The 18,493-nt window shown below is 31.4% G+C and carries 16 protein-coding genes; all 16 read left to right on the forward strand.

Annotated features, from left to right (window positions below):
* The first annotated feature begins 334 nt into the window (after positions 1 to 334).
* The 16 genes from QQS35_RS00475 (at position 335) to cysQ (ending at position 18,433) form a co-directional block, all read left to right on the forward strand.
* Positions 335 to 1,093: a tyrosine-protein phosphatase gene (locus QQS35_RS00475; protein WP_285929715.1), complete on the forward strand. Its 759-nt coding sequence runs from the start codon at positions 335 to 337 to the stop codon at positions 1,091 to 1,093.
* Between the two features lie 204 nt (positions 1,094 to 1,297).
* Complete coding sequence (locus QQS35_RS00480; protein ID WP_285929716.1) at positions 1,298 to 2,065, forward strand: tyrosine-protein phosphatase; 768 nt, start codon at positions 1,298 to 1,300, stop codon at positions 2,063 to 2,065.
* A 220-nt stretch (positions 2,066 to 2,285) separates the two neighbouring features.
* Complete coding sequence (gene galU, locus QQS35_RS00485) at positions 2,286 to 3,167, forward strand: UTP--glucose-1-phosphate uridylyltransferase GalU (RefSeq protein ID WP_285929718.1); 882 nt, start codon at positions 2,286 to 2,288, stop codon at positions 3,165 to 3,167.
* A gap of 28 nt (positions 3,168 to 3,195) precedes the next feature.
* Positions 3,196 to 4,521, forward strand: a complete 1,326-nt coding sequence (locus QQS35_RS00490) for a UDP-glucose dehydrogenase family protein (protein ID WP_285929719.1) — start codon at positions 3,196 to 3,198, stop codon at positions 4,519 to 4,521.
* 30 nt (positions 4,522 to 4,551) lie between these two features.
* Positions 4,552 to 5,241, forward strand: a complete 690-nt coding sequence (locus tag QQS35_RS00495) for a sugar transferase (RefSeq protein WP_285929720.1) — start codon at positions 4,552 to 4,554, stop codon at positions 5,239 to 5,241.
* A gap of 46 nt (positions 5,242 to 5,287) precedes the next feature.
* Positions 5,288 to 6,535 (forward strand): glycosyltransferase, encoded by a 1,248-nt coding sequence (locus QQS35_RS00500; RefSeq protein WP_285929721.1) that lies wholly within the window; start codon positions 5,288 to 5,290, stop codon positions 6,533 to 6,535.
* Positions 6,528 to 7,592: a glycosyltransferase gene (locus tag QQS35_RS00505; RefSeq protein WP_285929722.1), complete on the forward strand. Its 1,065-nt coding sequence runs from the start codon at positions 6,528 to 6,530 to the stop codon at positions 7,590 to 7,592. The genes QQS35_RS00500 and QQS35_RS00505 overlap by 8 nt, the downstream gene beginning before the upstream one ends.
* Positions 7,585 to 8,745: a beta 1-4 rhamnosyltransferase Cps2T gene (gene cps2T / locus QQS35_RS00510; RefSeq protein WP_285929723.1), complete on the forward strand. Its 1,161-nt coding sequence runs from the start codon at positions 7,585 to 7,587 to the stop codon at positions 8,743 to 8,745. Before QQS35_RS00505 ends, cps2T begins: the two co-directional genes overlap by 8 nt.
* Positions 8,746 to 8,920: 175 nt before the next feature.
* Positions 8,921 to 10,261: an O-antigen ligase family protein gene (locus QQS35_RS00515; RefSeq protein WP_285929724.1), complete on the forward strand. Its 1,341-nt coding sequence runs from the start codon at positions 8,921 to 8,923 to the stop codon at positions 10,259 to 10,261.
* A gap of 102 nt (positions 10,262 to 10,363) precedes the next feature.
* Positions 10,364 to 11,050: a CatB-related O-acetyltransferase gene (locus QQS35_RS00520; RefSeq protein ID WP_285929725.1), complete on the forward strand. Its 687-nt coding sequence runs from the start codon at positions 10,364 to 10,366 to the stop codon at positions 11,048 to 11,050.
* Positions 11,034 to 11,828 (forward strand): putative capsular polysaccharide synthesis family protein, encoded by a 795-nt coding sequence (locus tag QQS35_RS00525; protein ID WP_285929726.1) that lies wholly within the window; start codon positions 11,034 to 11,036, stop codon positions 11,826 to 11,828. The genes QQS35_RS00520 and QQS35_RS00525 overlap by 17 nt, the downstream gene beginning before the upstream one ends.
* A gap of 41 nt (positions 11,829 to 11,869) precedes the next feature.
* A complete protein-coding gene (locus tag QQS35_RS00530) occupies positions 11,870 to 13,378 on the forward strand; it encodes a lipopolysaccharide biosynthesis protein (protein WP_285929727.1) in 1,509 nt (502 codons plus the stop codon).
* A gap of 687 nt (positions 13,379 to 14,065) precedes the next feature.
* A complete protein-coding gene (sat, locus tag QQS35_RS00535; protein ID WP_285929728.1) occupies positions 14,066 to 15,217 on the forward strand; it encodes a sulfate adenylyltransferase in 1,152 nt (383 codons plus the stop codon).
* A gap of 16 nt (positions 15,218 to 15,233) precedes the next feature.
* Positions 15,234 to 17,012 carry an SLC13 family permease gene (locus tag QQS35_RS00540; protein ID WP_285929730.1) on the forward strand — a complete coding sequence of 593 codons (1,779 nt, stop codon included), beginning with the start codon at positions 15,234 to 15,236 and terminating at the stop codon, positions 17,010 to 17,012.
* Positions 17,013 to 17,027: 15 nt separating this feature from the next.
* Positions 17,028 to 17,630: an adenylyl-sulfate kinase gene (gene cysC, locus QQS35_RS00545; RefSeq protein WP_285929731.1), complete on the forward strand. Its 603-nt coding sequence runs from the start codon at positions 17,028 to 17,030 to the stop codon at positions 17,628 to 17,630.
* Positions 17,630 to 18,433, forward strand: coding sequence for a 3'(2'),5'-bisphosphate nucleotidase CysQ (gene cysQ, locus QQS35_RS00550; protein WP_285929732.1), 804 nt, complete (start codon positions 17,630 to 17,632; stop codon positions 18,431 to 18,433). Before cysC ends, cysQ begins: the two co-directional genes overlap by 1 nt.
* The last annotated feature ends 60 nt before the right edge of the window (positions 18,434 to 18,493 follow it).

Here is an 18,493-nt window from a genome sequence, read left to right on the forward strand (position 1 = left end):
GATAAAGTATATCTTTTTATACTTGATATCATATTAGAACAAAAATTTATGAAAAAGCTATTTTCGTGTTGCTCTCATAATAAATACACCTCTAGCAGTCATAAACTGCTTTTAGTAAACGACAATATATAGGAGTCACCCGTTAAAACGGGTTAAAATTTTAATTTATTGTAAAAAATATGTAATAAAGCGCTTACTGTTACTTTTGTTGTATGTTAATTGTTCTTTAATTTTGCTATAAATAAGAATAAGGAAAAAAACGGAAAAATTTGATAATTATGAATTCTTGTAGGTGGAGTAATCATTTAACTAAAAAAGATGGAGGAGGGATGAAATGATCGATATCAATTGTCAGATATTACACGGTTTTGATAATGGTGCGAAACACAGTGAAGAAAGCATTGCGATAGCAAGAGAAGCGGTCAAACAAGGGGTTGATACAATTATTGCAACACCTACCCATACAAGTGGTGATTTCCATCGTTTTAAATTGGAAACAGTTAATCAGGTGAATATAATTAATCAACGTCTGAGTGAGGAAAACATTCCGTTAACGGTTTTACCTGGACAAATCGCTCCTATAGATGAAGAGTTACTTACCAACATAAACGAGAATGTTCTGTTTATAAATGAAATAAGCAGTTACTTGTTATTAGAATTACCACCCAATGATATTCCTCATTATACGAGACAGTTAATCTTTGATATGCAAATACAAGGATATAAACCAATTATCGTTCATCCAGAACGAAACCAACAAATGATGTCAGAACCAAATCAATTATATGAATTAGTAAGACAAGGTGCTTTAGTCCAATTATCTGCTCAAAGCATAACGGGAGAACACGGGAAAAAAGTGTATAAATTAGCTCATGAGTTTATGGAAAACAATTTAGCTCACTTTATTGGATCGGAAGCGAATAATCAAGATGACTATCTATTGGAGCAAGCCTTAAAAGTAATTAAGAAAAAATTCGACAAAAGTACGGTTTCCTTCTTTGTAGAGAACCCTTTTTTGTTGATAAATGGCGAAACAGTGCTAGCGAATGAGCCTGTGCATATCACAAAGAAAAAAATATTAGGAATTCTATAAAACTTTAAAAATTCGTAAAATCAATTAGTGACTCAAGTTGGAAACACTTTCACAAATATTTAGTCATATTTAACCAGAAAAGCCATATGATTCAACATAATGTGACAATGTTTTCTATTTAGTTTCATGCAATTCCCTGTTATAATTACACTAATGTTGTTTAATTGGAAACGTAGACAATTAACTTATTAGGATGTGAAGTTGATGATCGATATACATTGTCATATTTTGCCGAGTGTAGATGATGGTGCCAAGCATTTCGAAGATAGTATTGCGATGGCAAAACAAGCAGTCAATCAAGGGATTGATACGATCATTGCAACACCACATCATTTAAACGGAAGCTATGAGAATTATAAAATAGATATAATAGAAGATGTGAAATCTTTAAATGCAAGATTAGCAGAAGAAAAGATTCCATTAACTATTCTAGCAGGTCAAGAAACACGAATAAACGGAGAAATGATTGACGGTCTTGAGCGAGGACACCTGTTGCCATTAAATGAAACAAGCGGATATTTATTCGTGGAACTTCCATCTAATAATGTTCCTCGATACACAAAACAACTCCTGTTTGATTTGCAGTTATATGGAGTAAAACCTATTATTGTCCACCCTGAAAGAAATAAAGAGTTAATAGAAAATCCAGATATATTATATGAATTTGTAAAGAATGGTACATTAACACAAGTAACTGCGGCGAGTGTGACAGGAAAATTCGGAAAGAAAATAAAAGAATTTAGTCATCAATTAATAGAATCCAACCTAACACACTTTGTTTCTTCCGATGCACACAACACAACGACGCGAGGTTTCTGTATGCAAGATGCCAACAATGAAATCAAAGAAACGTATGGTAGTTCAATGGTCTATTACTTCATGGAAAATGCACAACTAGTAGCGAATGGAGAGCTAATAGTTGGGGATGTACCAGATCGAGTGAGAAAGAAGAAGTTTCTAGGTTTATTCTAAAAACGGAATAACCTCCAAATTTCTACATTATCTTCGGGTGAGAAAGTCTTACAAGTTGATACCGTTGCTTGCTAGATTTATTTATGCTAAAGGTAAGTAAATCTAACAAGCGATAATGAGTTAGCCATTCAACTAGTGAAGTAGATATGGAGAGTAGTAAACACTTCACTAGTTTTTATTGTTTATATAGTTCTCAATAATGAACGGAAGGAAGGTTATAATGAAAAAGATCAGAAAAGCAATTATTCCAGCGGCAGGTCTTGGTACAAGATTCTTGCCAGCAACTAAAGCAATGCCGAAAGAAATGCTGCCAATTGTGGATAAACCGACGATCCAATACATAGTGGAAGAAGCGGTTGCATCAGGAATTGAAGATATAATTATTGTAACAGGTAAAGGAAAACGTGCGATTGAGGATCATTTTGACAATGCACCTGAATTAGAACGCAACCTTCTAGAAAAAGGAAAATTAGATTTACTTGAAAGAGTGCAGCATTCATCAAATCTTGCTGATATTCACTATATACGACAGAAAGAACCAAAAGGTCTTGGACATGCGGTTTGGTCAGCGCGTAACTTTATTGGAGACGAGCCATTTGCAGTATTATTAGGTGATGATATCGTTCAAAGTGATGTCCCATGTTTAAAGCAACTAATAAACCAATATGAAGAAACACAATCATCTGTCATCGGTGTACAACAAGTAGACGACGATCAAACACACCGTTATGGAATTGTTGATCCGAATACAATGGAAGGGCGTCGTTATCAAGTTAATAACTTTGTTGAAAAACCGGAAAAAGGAACAGCTCCATCAAACTTAGCAATAATGGGTCGTTATGTATTCACACCAGAAATATTCCGTTTCTTAGAAAAACAAGAGATTGGTGCTGGTGGAGAAATTCAATTAACTGATGCCATTCAACATTTGAACCAAATTCAAAAAGTATATGCATATGATTTTGAAGGTGTACGTCATGATGTTGGTGAGAAACTTGGGTTCATAAAAACAACAATTGAATTCGCCTTGCAAAATAAAGAAATTGGTGCTGATGTAGAAAAGATACTTAGAGAATTATTACCACAAGAAGTGAAAAATTAAACCTAAAATACAACTTGGGGGATAAAAAATGAAAATTTCTGTAGTAGGTACAGGGTACGTAGGACTTGTTACTGGTGTCAGTTTGTCAGAAATCGGACATACCGTTACATGTATTGATATCGATGAAAACAAAGTTAATAAAATGAGGCAAGGGAAGTCACCAATTTATGAGCCTGGCTTAGATGAAATGATGACGAAGAATATAGAATCAAATCGCCTTTTCTTTACAACTGATCATAAACAAGGTTTTGAAGGTGCAGATGTAATTTATATTGCTGTTGGTACACCAGAAAAAGAAGACGGATCTGCAAATCTTGCATTTGTTGAACAGGTTGCGAAAGATATTGCGACGAATATTAAAAAGGATACAATTGTTGTTACGAAGAGTACGGTTCCTGTTGGTACCAATCATAAAGTTAAACAAATCATTCATATCAATCTAGTCAATGATGTCAAAGTAGATATTGTTTCGAATCCAGAGTTCTTAAAAGAGGGCTCAGCAATTGAGGATTCCTTTCACGGAGATCGCATTGTCGTTGGATCAGAAAGCGCGCAAGCTGCAGATATAATAGAAGAAATCAATAAACCATTTGGTGTAACTGTCTATAAAACGGACATCCGCAGTGCAGAGATGATTAAATATGCATCCAATGCATTTTTAGCTACTAAAATTAGCTTCATCAATGAAATATCAAACATTTGTGAACGCGTCGATGCCAATGTTGAAGAAGTAGCAGAAGGTATGGGTATGGACAAGCGAATTGGTTCTCAATTTTTAAAAGCAGGAATTGGATATGGAGGCTCGTGCTTCCCGAAAGACACCAAAGCACTAATACAAATTGCAGGAAACGTTGATTATGAGTTTGAATTATTAAAAGGTGTCGTAAATGTAAATAAGAAACAACAAGCATTATTACTTAATAAATTAAATGAAAGATTACCAGACCTTAAAGGTAAAAGAATTGCATTGTTAGGATTAGCATTTAAACCAAATACAGATGACATGAGAGAAGCAGCTTCTATTGTTGTTACAGAAAACCTAATAAAAGCTGGTGCAGAGATTGTTGCTTTTGATCCAATTGCGACAGAAAATGCAAAGACTTTATTAAGTGAAAAAGTTAATTACGCTGAGTCAGCAGAAGAAGCTATTAAAGGCAGTGATGCAGCATTGATTTTAACAGAGTGGGATGAGATAAAAAATGTTAATCGTGAAGTGTTTGACACGATGAATTACCCACTTGTGATTGACGGTAGGAACTGTTTTAAATTGGAAGAGATGAGAGAGCGAAGAGTTGAATATCATTCAGTTGGTAGGCCGTCGATTAATAATGACTTTAAAAAAATATATGCCTAGAAAATTCAATTAGAAAGTTGGTGAACGTAATTGTCAGTGACAACTTCTAACGAAAGCACAGCTTCACAACAAGTGCAAAGTGTACCATTTAAAAAGATAGATACTAATGCTAGTAAAGCATACTTATATAGTAAAAGATTAATGGATTTTATATCGGCTTTACTAGGAATAGTCTTCTTATCACCATTATTCCTGTTAGTTGCTTTAATTATTAAAGTAGAAGATAGAAAAGGACCTATTTTATTTAAACAGATACGAATCGGTGAAGATGGCAAAGAATTTTATATGTACAAATTTCGCTCAATGGTTTCAAATGCAGAAGAACTAAAAGCATCTCTAATGGAACAAAACGAAGTAGATGGTCCTGTATTTAAGATTAAAGATGACCCGCGTGTGACTAAAATAGGTAAGTTTATTAGAAAGACTAGTATTGATGAATTACCACAATTGATGAATGTATTAAAAGGTGAGATGAGTTTAGTAGGACCAAGACCAGCCCTACCGGATGAAGTAGCTCAATATACCATTTATGAAAGACAACGATTGAAGGTAAAACCTGGATTGACTTGTTATTGGCAGGTTAGTGGACGAAGTAATGTTAGTTTTTATGAGTGGGTTGAGATGGATTTACAGTATATTCATGATAGGAATTTGTTAGTGGATGTGAAGTTGGTATTTAAAACGGTTGTGGTTTTGTTTGGGTCTAGGGATGCATACTAAATTAATAAAATCACATCAGATGTTAGCAATTGAGAAGGGGTTTATTATGGGATACAATGTTTTATTTTTTCCATGGAGAGATTGGGATTCAATGCAAAAGGAAGGTTTTAGGACAAGGGAAGCAAATCTCTTAATTGCAATGATGAAAAATCCTGAGATTAATAAGGTTCTTTGTATTAATAGGTCAAAAAAGCCATTTTATATACAAAAACTTATTGAATTTAAAAATGGTGGTGAGTTTGAGAAAGGGAAACAATTCAAAAATGAAGTGGACAATGTTTTCCAACCATCAGTGAACTATTCAAGTGGTTTTTCCAACCTTATTCAAGTTGATGAAAAATTATATGTGTTAAACATTAATTATCATATTCCAAATCCAAAAGGAAATAAGTTAGAAACATATAATTTTTTTAAAAATTTATTATATAAAGAGGTAAATAAAGCGATTAGTGCAATTGGTTTTACGCATTATCTTACATGGTGTTTCGATCTTACAAGAATAGACATTGCAAATAAATTAAAACAAGAGAAACTTATATTTGATTCTATTGATAATTTATTGGAGCATGACCAAAATCGAAAGGATTACAAACATTTATCAGAAATGTATAAAGTTGCTGAAGAAAATGCAGACGTTGTCTTTACAGTTTCTCGAGAAATAAAGGAAACATTATTTTCAAAACATATAAACACTCATTATATACCAAACGCAATAAATTTGGACTTATATAAAAGTAAGACATGGAGTAGACCAACCGATTTACCAAATGGAAAACCCATAGTAGGCTATATTGGATTGATGCAAGAAAGAATTGATTTGGAGATTATTGGGGATACTATTAAAAAAAATAACGGAATTAACTATGTATTTATTGGTCCAATACTGTCAAAAAAATATTTTAGAGATTTAAGAAGATATAGTAATGTATATCTTTTAGGTGCGAAGCATCATTCATTAATACCTAGCTACTTAAATTATTTTGACATATGTATTATACCTCATAAAGTAAATAAATTCACTGAATCTATGAATCCATTAAAATTGTACGAATATCTTGCTGCGGGAAAAGAGGTTGTTACAACTCCTGTTCCTCCTTCAGAAGATTACAAAGATGTAATTCATATAGCACATGATGAAAATCAATTTTCTCAAATTATTAATGGAATAGTTAATAAACCGTATAATGAATTTAGTAGGAAAGAAATTATTGAATCAGTAAATGCTCAAGATTGGAATTCAAGGTTGAATAATATGCTTAAGATAATTCAAGGAGAAGGAGAATCTGATGCATAAGGGAGTAATAGTGGTAACAGTAACTTATGGACAACGATGGAAAATTCTATGTGAAGTACTTGATAATATATTAGATATTGAGGAAATATACAAGGTAATTATAGTAGATAATAATTCGGAAGATGATATTTTTGAAATGTCACGTCAGATGTCTGAGAAAATTGATATTATTAAGATGAATAAAAATGAGGGATCAGCTAAAGGGTTCAAGGAAGGTATTATAAAAGCTATAGAATATAAAGAGTGTAAATATATTTGGTGTCTTGATGATGATAACAAACCTAAGAGTAATGCCTTAGAAGTGCTATTAGCTGAAGCGGAAAATAAAGCAATAGAATTAGAGGAGAAGCCAACTGCGTTACTCTCACTCAGGACTGATCGAAAAGAATATATAATGTCATCATTAAACAATGACGCTACTAAATTTTTCCCCGTGGAAAATAGTTTCTTGGGAATCCATTTTAAAACACTAGTTGCTAGGTTACTTAGAAAATTTAAAAATACAATTAGTGTAAATAATCAAAATAGTGAGTTTAATCAAGTTAATGTTCCAGTAGCACCATATGGTGGTTTGTTTTTTCATAAGCAACTGATTGATAAGATTTGGTTACCTAATGAAGCTTTTTATCTATATTCAGATGATTATGAATTCACTTATAGAATTACAAAAAAGGGAGGGAAAATACTATTAGTTCCTGATAGTAAAATAATTGATATAGATAAGACTTGGTTTGTTAAAAGTAATAATGGGTTTCTGCTCTCTTTATTTACAAGTGATTCTGACCTAAGGATATATTACAGTATTAGGAATAGAGTTTTCTTTGAAAGAAAAGATCTTGTAAATAACATAAAAATTCATAATATAAATAAGCTTATATTTCTTTCTATAACTTTTGTTCTTAGTATTTATTTTAAAAATAAGGATAGAAGAAGTTTAATTAAACACGCAATAAAAGATGGGTTAGAAGGTAACCTAGGACAATTGCAAGTCAGGGATAATACAATAACCACACTATATTTAGAAAAATATGTAAATGAGGATGAAAGTAATGACTAATGTATTCATTATCGGTTCAAAAGGGATACCTGCAAAATATGGAGGATTTGAAACATTTGTTGAAAACCTTACTAGTAGAAATGAAAATCCTGATATAAGGTATCATATTGCATGTTTATCCGAAGATTCAGACGAAGAATATATATATAATAACTCAAGATGTTTTAATGTTAAGGTGCCAAACATTGGTAGTGCCAAGGCTGTTCTTTATGATTTAATAAGCTTAAAGAAGTCTATCGAATATATAAAAAAAAATAATATACAAGATTCAATAATATATGTATTAACTTGCAGAATTGGTCCTTTTCTTGTTTTATTCAAAAAACAAATTGAAAAATATAAAATTAAACTATGTGTTAACCCCGATGGAAATGAGTGGAAAAGAAGTAAATGGAATAAGGGTGTTAAAAAATATTGGAAGTACTCTGAAAAGTTGTCAATTAAAAATATAAGAAATGTAATCTGTGATTCTAAGGGCATAGAAAAATATATAAACGAAGAGTATTCTAGTTATTCTCCAATTACTTATTTTATACCGTATGGAGCTGAATTAACCTCGTCCAGACTTACTGATAAATCCCAAGAATTAAAAAGATTCTATAATGAACACAAGGTTAAGAAGAATGAGTTTTATTTAGTAGTTGGAAGATTTGTTCCAGAAAACAATATACAAACAATTATAAAAGAGTTTATAAATTCAGATACAAGCAAAGATCTAATAATTATATCAAATGTAGAAAAGAATAAATTTTATAATCAACTGTTAGACGAAACGAAATTTGATTTAGACAAAAAAGTTAAATTTGTCGGTACGATTTACGATCAGGAGTTACTTAAGAAGATAAGAGAAGATGCCTTTGCTTATATTCATGGACATGAAGTTGGTGGCACAAATCCCTCGTTACTTGAAGCATTAGCCAGTACAAAAATTAATCTTCTTTATAATGTTAATTTCAATAGAGAAGTTGGAGGAGACAGTGCTCTATATTTTAGTAAGGATGACTATGACCTTAAGAATTTAATTGGTAAAGTAGAAGATTTTGAATGTAATGATATAAGAAAGTACGCGGGAAAAGCTAAAGAAAGAATTCGAGAAGAGTATAATTGGTCTGACGTAGTCAATTCATACGAACAGTTATTTCTAAGTATATGACCTCAAATATTCTTTGTAATTACCTGTATTAGGACATTAATTTAAAAAGGAAGATTATTATGGTAAGGTTTTGGATGCTATGACAACACTTTCAATGAATCGGAATAAAATTTCTATAAATCTAGTTGTAATTCTAGTGATATTCACTTCAATAACAATAGGAGTATTAGTTCCTTTGATTGGTATTTATTCACTAGCAATAATAATAATACCAATAATTGGTATTGCGCTTTACAAAGCTAAATTGAATTCTAATATTGCGATAGTCTTATTGATTTTCACTATATATGTTAACTTATTTCAGCCTCTTAGTATATTCCCGGTGTTATCATTATTAGTAGATGGTTTTGCGTTCTACTTGGTAGCAAAACACTTTATTTCAAATGGCATTAATAAAAAATATAGATTCTGGCTTGGAATTGTTATCTTATTTATAACTATTTCATTTTTACAAGTCTTTAACCCTAATATACCATCAATATCAGCTGGGATAGAGGGTTTTAGAAAAACCTCTTTTGCTTTTATTTATTTCTTTATTGGTTTAATCGCATTCTCATCAGTAAAACAAATAAAAAAGATAATTTTTACGTTATCAATTAGCTCTTTAATAGTGTTACTTTATGGAATTAAACAATACTTGTTCCCCTCGAATTTTGATTCTTTATACCTAAACTCGAATGATGCAGGTATCTATACTGGAATGCTCTTTGGGGAATCAAGAGCAACGTCAATTTTTTCAGGACCATTTCATTTTGGTATGTTTGCTGCTGTGATTTCAGTAATTAATCTGTATTTAATGAAAACAGCCAAAACAAGTAAAATGAAGATTATTTTCTTTTTATTGATGGCTATTTCAATATTTGCTTGCTATGGAACGTTAACTAGAACAAACTTGTTAGCCATGATTGGTGCACTATTTTTAAGTTTATTATTATCAGTACCCTTTAAAAAAGTACTAGTAATTTTCCCAATAATATTTATTATTATAGTTTCAATAATAAATATTATTGCTCTCTATGGAACAACTTTAATCAACTCAGAGAATAAATTTATCAGACTAGTAGGTACTATAGGAGAATTTTCCCAAGATAGTAGACTTTTAGGAAGAGTTGATGGCTGGGAAGAAATCTATTCTTTGTTTTTAAAACAACCAATCGCGGGATATGGTACGGGTTCTGCTGGAGATACTCTTCAATATATGTACGATTTTGAATATCATGTTACAAGCCATAACTTTTTTCTAAAGATATTAATGGAAACAGGAATAGTGGGTTTTTTACTAATAACAATTTTTTTAAGTGCAGTTTTTTATTCCTTGATTAAACAAATTTTAACTGAAAGTGATGTTCACCTAAAAAATTTATTGATATGTTGTTTCTCAATTTTTATAATCTTTCTGATTAATATACCAGTTGGTTCAAGTATTGAAGCATTACCCTCCTCAAGTTTGATTATGCTATTCGTAGGAATAGGTCTAAATATTGTTAAGAATATAAACAAGTATAAAAGTTTGTAGACGTATATCTATATAGTATTTATATAATATAAACTGTTTTTATAGGTAAAGCCTATATTTTTCCTTTATACCTGATTATTATTTTTCAGAAAAGAGGTAAACATGAATATTACTAATTATATAAAAACTTATTTTAAAAGAAGTTCTTCAAAAAAGAAAAAGATCTATATTGATAGGTTAGCATATTCGCTTAAATCAACCTTTGAAGGTAAAAATAGTATTGGGAGACTATGCGAGATAATTAATAGTGAAATTGGATTTGGAACTTATTTAGGAAACAATGTGAAACTTATAAATTCATATATAGGAAGATACTGTTCTATTGCTAATGATATTAGAATAAACATGGGTCAGCACCCGACCAATACCTTTGTTTCAACGAGTCCAGCTTTTTACTCACTAGATAATAATCAAATGAAAAAATTATCCTTATCTTACACAAATAAAGTAAAACATTTAGAAAATAGATATACAGAAAATAATTATTCCTTAGAAGTAGGTAATGATGTTTGGATAGGTAATGATGTTAGATTTATTGAGGGTATAATAGTTAATGATGGAGCTATAGTTGCAAGTGGAAGTTTAGTTACCAAGGATGTACCAGCTTATTCTATAGTAGCCGGAGTACCAGCAAAAGTTATCAAATATAGGTTTAACAATACTGAGATTGATTTCTTATTGAAACTGAAATGGTGGAATAAAAAAGAAGAGTGGATAATCAAGAATGCGGAATATTTTGATGACATAAATAAATTTATGGAGTTTGTTAAAAATGAAAAAAATAATTAGAAATATTAAAAATGTAATAGAAGTGTATCAAGGTGATATAATATTAATATATCAAATGGGGAAAGTTGGATCGTCAAGTATAGAAAAGTCTTTAAAACTAATAAAAAAAGATGCGCGACATATTCATAGTTTTGGTAATACTGATAATTACAACCTGGAAAACAGAAGTCAAATAGGAAATTTAAAAATAAAGGTGTTAAGAAAATTATATAAACTTGCATTTAAGTACAGAAAAAAGAATTTAAAAATTATTACTTTGATGAGGGATCCGATATCAAGAAATATATCTACACTCTTTCAAGAACTTTCTACAATGATTTATATCCATGAAAAAGAGAATAATAGACTTGAACAAAATATTTATAATATGTTGGATGAATTTTTAGAGAATTATGTAGATACTAATGTACCCTTAAAATGGTTTGAAAAGGAATTTAAATACTTTGTAGGAATTGATATATATAAATACCCGTTTAATAAACAAGAGGGTCATTTATATATAAAAAAAGAAAACATTGAAGTATTACTTTTGACAGCTGAAAAGTTAAACAACAACGAAAATGTTATTAGAAAATTTATTAATGATAGAAACTTCAGTCTGTTCAATACGAATGTTTCATCAAAAAAATGGTATTCAGATATTTATAAAAATTACAAGACTAATCATAAACTTAGCGAGAATGATTTGAATAAATTTTATGATTCAGAAGTAATAACATATTTCTATAGTGATGATGATATATCCAAATTTAAGGAAAAGTGGACAAAAAACAATTAATTAATCAGGACGGAACCCATAAGTAATATAGGAGAATCTGAATGCTATATAAAAATATAAGTAGCAAAGTCGAACAGAGATTAGGTAATAAAAAATATGGTGCATTATTAACTATGTTTGGGAAAGTATATTTTGCGATTATAAGCTATCTAAATTTAGTGATTATTGCAAGATTGTTGTCAATTGATGATTTCGGAGTTTATTCTTTTTTTCTTTCTTTAATCCCCTTTTTGGTGGTAATCTCCAGTGGTGGATCCGATAATATTCTACTTTCATTAGTATCAAATAGGAAGAGTAAAGGAAAACGTTTTTTTTACAACACAATATTCAGTGTATTACTTTTAATATTGATATATTCCATTACAATAATATTTATGTTTTTGTTATCGAGCACTATGGTAGAAGAAATAGTAAGTATCGACAAATATAGCGAAGTATTGAATATCATAATTTGGATTGTTTTATTACAAGTAATTATTATTTATTTCAGAGCATTAAATCAATCAGAATTTTTATTTTATGAAGCTGTTTTTCCTGAAAATTTATTACGTCCAACAATAATGTTTATATTAGTAGGATATATATTTATTTTTGTTGGAAGTAATCTATATGTTATTTGTATCTCACTTTTAATTAGTTATCTAACAACTACTATATATGTAATAATTAGAAGAAAGGATTTATTCGTTTATAAAAATATAAAACAGTTTAAATTTGACTTCCAAACAATCAAGCTTTCTCAACAGTTTATGACTATTCAAATATTAAACCAGGCATCAAATTTTGTACCAGTATTTATAATGGGAGTGTTTTTATCTTCAGCTTCTATAGGTGTATTCAAAGTTGCTCAACAAACTACCATACTAATATCATTGATATTAGTCTCAGTAAATATGGTTTTTGCTCCAACAATAGTAAAACTATTTAATGAGAATAACCTCTTAGAATTGCAGTCATTTTACAGGAAAATTACCAAATGGACCTTTATAATTGGTGGATTTATTTCTACTCTTGTAATTTTAAATGCTTCATTGATAATGAAAGTGTTTGGGGAAGGTTTCCAAGAGTGGAGTATGGTTTTAATTGTTTTAGCTTTAGGACAGTTATTCAATGCAGCAACAGGTTCTAGTGGATATATTCTATTAATGACAAAAAATCAAAGGTATATGATATATATATCATGTGTACAACTATTAATTGTTACTATATTGTCATTAATTACTGTGAAATTATGGGGTGTCTATGGCGTTGCATTTTCTGTAACTATAGGAATGATAATTATAAATGCTCTATCATTATTCTTGTCATGGAAAAACGTGGGTGTTAATCCTGTGAATAATAAGTACATTGGAGTATTCATTTCTATTGTTTTGACACTTGCTATTGTTCAATTTCTTAAAAATGTTTTTATACATGAAACTAATATTATAAATTCGGTAGTATTATCCTTTGTATATTGTGCGTCGTATCTATTTTTAATATTAAGGATAGCGTTAACAAGACAAGAAAGAAATCAATTATTTAATATAATGAGAGTGAAAATTAAATAGATACATGAATTGTTTATATATAGAAGGGTTAACTAACCAAATAAATATGAGGTTATAGATGGCTATTTATTTAATGAAATTTAAATGTACAAATATTGGAATGGTTTGCGGTAACATGTCTATATGATTTCCAGATTGTTAAAATCCTTCATAAAAATCCATGCTTTTAAATAAAATCAAATCGTTACAGTCCTTCAAAAAGAAATAATATTTTTTAGATGAAGATTACAGAAAATTTATTAAAGATAGAATGATGAATCTTAAATAGTAGTAAAAAAAGATACAATCGTATTTTCGGTGGAAGCACTTTTGTACGTTATGATGATGAAATTGAATACTTTAGAATAAACCTTGGTGACATTTTGGTTAACATTAGCTTAATACGGTGGATAAATCCTGTTTACCTTTGTCAGATGAAAACGACTCATTTGCTTACGCGAGTCCGGCTTCTTTGCTTATTTTGAGTTATGAATAATGTTTAGAAAAAGTAAATAGATATTTTTTCTTCTTTATTAAAAATTGTAGGTACCAATCGCAAAGAGTCTATAATTCATATTAGTATATTAGGTCCAAAGGCCATTTATGAATGTGAAAAAATCATTAAGAGTTTAATAAGGAACAAATGAACTTAACATATGTGAAACAATACTACGATATTGTAGATATAAACATGAGGGGGAATATACTTTGGTAGTTGAAGCACATGGTGGAATATTAATCAACCGCAAGGTCAATGGAGAAAAAAGAAAGGTAGCAATAAAACGAGCAGATTGTTTGAAATCCCTAACTCTATCAGATTGGGCAATATCAGATTTAGAACTAATAGGAATTGGTGGTTTCAGTCCACTAACAGGATTCATGGGACAAGCAGACTATGAAAGTGTTGTTAATAGTACTCGCTTAGCCAATGGAACAGTTTGGAGTATTCCAATTACACTTTCTGTAACAACAGAAGAAGCAGAAAGATTTCAGGTTGGTGAAGAAATCGCACTGAAAGGTGAAGATGGTATCATTTATGGAACACTGCAATTAGAAGAAAAATATAACTATGATAAAAAACTAGAAGCAGAAAAAGTATATGGTACAACAGATGAAGCTCACGCAGGTGTTAAGAAGTTGTACGAGCGCGGTGACATATATCTAGGTGGCCCAATTACACTATTAAACCGTCCTGATCACAGTGACTTTGCAGAATTTCACATGGATCCAATTGAAACACGTCAAATGTTTGCTGATTTAGGTTGGAAAACAATTGTTGGGTTCCAAACACGAAATCCAGTACACAGAGCTCATGAGTATATTCAAAAGTGTGCTTTAGAAGCTGTTGATGGTTTATTATTGAATCCACTTGTAGGAGAAACAAAATCAGATGACATTTCTGCCGAGATTCGTATGGAAAGCTATCAAGTGATTTTGAAACATTATTATCCAGAAAATCGCACAAGACTAGTAATTTATCCTGCTGCGATGCGTTACGCTGGACCTAAAGAAGCAATTCTTCATGCAATTGTTCGTAAGAACTATGGTTGTACACACTTTATTGTAGGTCGTGACCATGCTGGTGTGGGTGATTATTATGGGACGTATGAGGCCCAGGATTTTATTACTCAATTTGAAAATGAGTTAGGTATCCAAATTTTTAAATTCGAACATGCTTTCTATTGCACTAAGTGTGAAAATATGGGAAGTGCTAAAACCTGCCCACATGATAAAGAATATCACGTACACTTAAGTGGTACAAAAGTACGTGAAATGTTACGTAATGGTGAAAAACCACCGAAACAGTTCTCGCGTCCAGAAGTTGCCGATGTCCTAATTAAAGGTATGCAAGAAAACTAATCAAAGGATGACGGCTATGTCATTAGAAATGATATTTGTACTTATAATGGTTGTAGCTATGTTAGGTGGGTTACTTTTAGAAGTAGCTCGACCTGATATGGTCGTATTTTCAGTACTGGTTATTTTCTTGATTTCTGGGTTATTAACCCCTGAAGAAGCTCTGAAGGGTTTTTCTAATCAAGGAATGCTAACAATAGCACTGTTGTTTATTTTGGCTGGTGCTGTTCAAAAAAGTGGACTAATTGATCAAATGATGAAAGTGTGGTTGAACAAGAGTAAAAGCTTAAAAGGTTCGATGATTCGCTTTTATGTTCCAACGGCGTTACTTTCAGGTTTTTTAAACAATACACCTATTGTCGTGACCTTTACCCCAATTATTAAAAAGTGGTGTGAAGAAAGAAATATTGCCCCTTCAAAATTTTTAATCCCACTGTCATATGTGACTATTCTAGGTGGTACGATAACATTAATGGGAACTTCTACAAACCTTGTTGTACATGGTATGCTACTCGACTTTGGATTAGAGGGTTTTTCAATCTTTCAATTAGCAGTTGTTGGAATCCCAATCACATTAGCTGGGCTAGTCTATCTTTTTACTATCGGTTACAAGCTATTACCCGAGCATAAAGGATTCAGTGCAAAGGTGAAACAAGATTCAAAAGAATATATAGCGGAGATGACAGTAGAATCTAGTTTTCCTCATATAAATCAAACTGTACAACAAGCGGGTTTAAGAGAATTGAAAGGCCTCTATCTTATTGAAATTATAAGAGGCAAGGAACGAATATCTCCTGTCAGGTCGACTACTAGTATTCAAGCACAAGACCGGCTTATTTTTACAGGATTAATTTCAACGATCGCTGACTTACAAAAAACAAGAGGCTTAACACTGGAAACAGGTACAGATTTAGAGCTTGACGACTTAAAAAATGGAACATCACAGCTAATAGAAGCAGTAGTTTCACATCAATCATCCTTGCTATCAAAGTCTATTAAACAGTCCCAGTTTCGATCAAAATTTGATGCAGGTGTTATAGCTGTCCATCGTAATAATGAACGAATAAAAAGTAAAGTGGGCGACATCGTTTTAAAGCCTGGTGATGCCTTATTATTATTGGCAGGTCCTGACTTTATTGATAAATATCATGAATCACATGACTTCTATGTCGTGTCTACGATGGTTACACCTAAGACTTTAAATAGAAACCTAACCAAAGGTTGGTTTTCTATTATTCTATTAATGCTTATGATTACAACTGTAACATTAGGCTTGCTTAGTATGTTCAAAGCAATGGCGTTGGCTGTATTTTTATTATTGCTAACAAAGATAATATCAGCCGAAGAAGCGAAAAGGTATGTGCAATTTCATGTATTATTATTGATTGCTAGTTCCTTTGGTGTTGGTGCGGCGATGACAAAGACTGGGCTAGCTGAATGGATAGCAGAAGGATTAATCCATGTAGGACAACCATTCGGCTTAATAGCATTATTAGTTCTAATCTATCTCGTGACAAATATCTTTACTGAATTAATTACCAATAGTGCTGCTGCTGTGTTGATGATCCCAATTGGTTTAGAAATTGCCGAAAGTATGAATTTAGATCCAATGGGTTTTGCGGTTATTATAGCTATCGCAGCTTCTGCAAGTTTTATAACTCCAATTGGTTATCAAACAAATTTAATTGTTTATGGACCAGGTGGGTATAAATTTATTGATTATGTAAAAGTTGGAACACCATTAAGTATTATTGTAATGATTATTAGTGTGTTTATTGTAAATAATGTATGGTTCTAGGAGGAGAAAATAATAATGAGTAAATCAACAAACATTGTATGGCATGATTCCGCGGTAACGAAGGAACAAAGACAAGAGCAAAAAAAGCACAAGAGTGCAGTTCTCTGGTTTACTGGATTGTCAGGTTCAGGGAAATCTAGTGTTTCTGTTGAATTAGAAAAAAGGTTATATGATCTTGGTGTGCATTCATATCGTCTAGATGGTGATAATGTGCGTCATGGTTTGAATAACAATCTAGGGTTTAGCCAAGAGGACCGTACCGAAAATATTCGTCGTATTGGCGAAGTTTCTAAGTTAATGATTGATGCAGGGATTGTGACATTATCTGCGTTTATTTCCCCATATCGTGAGGATAGAGATAAAGTACGGGAAATCTTAGATGCAGATGAATTTATAGAAGTCTATGTAAAGTGTAGTTTAGAAGCTTGTGAAGAACGTGATCCAAAAGGCTTGTATAAAAAAGCGCGTGCCGGTGAAATTAAAGGTTTCACTGGAATTGATGATCCTTATGAAGAACCGGTTAATCCAGAAGTCATTGTTAAGACAGATAAGCAAACACTAGAAGAGTCTGTACAAGTGATTATTGACTATTTATATGAGAAAGGATATTTATCCTAATGAGTAGTATTGACTTAACAAAGTTGTTGAAAATTTCTTTAGATGCAGGAAAAGAAATATTAGATGTGTATGCACAGGACTTTGATGTTGAAACCAAAGCAGATAATTCACCACTAACAATTGCAGATCAACGTGCTCACAATGTAATTGTGAAGGGATTAAAAGCTGCATATGCGGACATTCCAATATTAAGTGAAGAAGGTGCGGAAATCCCATATAAAGAACGTAAAGACTGGGATAAGTTTTGGTTAGTCGATCCTTTAGATGGAACAAAGGAATTTGTAAAAAAGAACGGTGAGTTCACTGTAAATATTGCTTTAATTGATGGTAACTATCCTGAAATAGGAGCAATTTATGCTCCAGTATTAGACATCTTTTATTATGGTAAACAAGGGGTAGGAGCTTTTAAACTAGAACAAGCTTCAGAAGCAGTTATAACAAGCGAAAATGACTTAGTAGAAAAGAGCGTTCGTCTCCCTGAAGCAAAAGATAGTAATAGTGTCAATGTAGTTGCTAGTCGTTCGCACATGTCTGATGACACACAAGCATTTATTGATCAATTGAAAGAAAAACATGCACAAGTAGATGTTGTTTCTGCAGGTAGTTCTTTAAAGTTTTGTTTAGTTGCAGAAGGTAAAGCAGATTATTATCCTCGTTATGCTCCAACTATGGAATGGGATACTGGAGCTGGACAAGCTATTATTGAAACAGCAGGTGGAAAAGTTATTAGACATGAAGATAATAAACGCTTTTATTATAATCGAGAGAATTTGAGAAATGGTTGGTTTTTGGTGCAACTCTAATAAGTTAGCGGTGTGATGTTCTTGTCATACTGCTTTATTATTAATATTTGAAGGGATTGT

The organism is Aquibacillus rhizosphaerae (assembly GCF_030282825.1).
GTDB lineage: Bacteria > Bacillota > Bacilli > Bacillales > Amphibacillaceae > Aquibacillus_C > Aquibacillus_C rhizosphaerae.

Bases quoted from the DNA above. Each gene is read 5' to 3' on its own strand.
- QQS35_RS00475 (WP_285929715.1), top strand. From the start codon at position 335: ATGATCGATATCAATTGTCAGATATTACACGGTTTTGATAATGGTGCG.
- QQS35_RS00480 (WP_285929716.1), top strand. From the start codon at position 1,298: ATGATCGATATACATTGTCATATTTTGCCGAGTGTAGATGATGGTGCC.
- galU (WP_285929718.1), top strand. From the start codon at position 2,286: ATGAAAAAGATCAGAAAAGCAATTATTCCAGCGGCAGGTCTTGGTACA.
- QQS35_RS00490 (WP_285929719.1), top strand. From the start codon at position 3,196: ATGAAAATTTCTGTAGTAGGTACAGGGTACGTAGGACTTGTTACTGGT.
- QQS35_RS00500 (WP_285929721.1), top strand. From the start codon at position 5,288: ATGGGATACAATGTTTTATTTTTTCCATGGAGAGATTGGGATTCAATG.
- QQS35_RS00505 (WP_285929722.1), top strand. From the start codon at position 6,528: ATGCATAAGGGAGTAATAGTGGTAACAGTAACTTATGGACAACGATGG.
- cps2T (WP_285929723.1), top strand. From the start codon at position 7,585: ATGACTAATGTATTCATTATCGGTTCAAAAGGGATACCTGCAAAATAT.
- QQS35_RS00520 (WP_285929725.1), top strand. From the start codon at position 10,364: ATGAATATTACTAATTATATAAAAACTTATTTTAAAAGAAGTTCTTCA.
- QQS35_RS00525 (WP_285929726.1), top strand. From the start codon at position 11,034: ATGAAAAAAATAATTAGAAATATTAAAAATGTAATAGAAGTGTATCAA.
- QQS35_RS00530 (WP_285929727.1), top strand. From the start codon at position 11,870: ATGCTATATAAAAATATAAGTAGCAAAGTCGAACAGAGATTAGGTAAT.
- QQS35_RS00540 (WP_285929730.1), top strand. From the start codon at position 15,234: ATGTCATTAGAAATGATATTTGTACTTATAATGGTTGTAGCTATGTTA.
- cysC (WP_285929731.1), top strand. From the start codon at position 17,028: ATGAGTAAATCAACAAACATTGTATGGCATGATTCCGCGGTAACGAAG.
- cysQ (WP_285929732.1), top strand. From the start codon at position 17,630: ATGAGTAGTATTGACTTAACAAAGTTGTTGAAAATTTCTTTAGATGCA.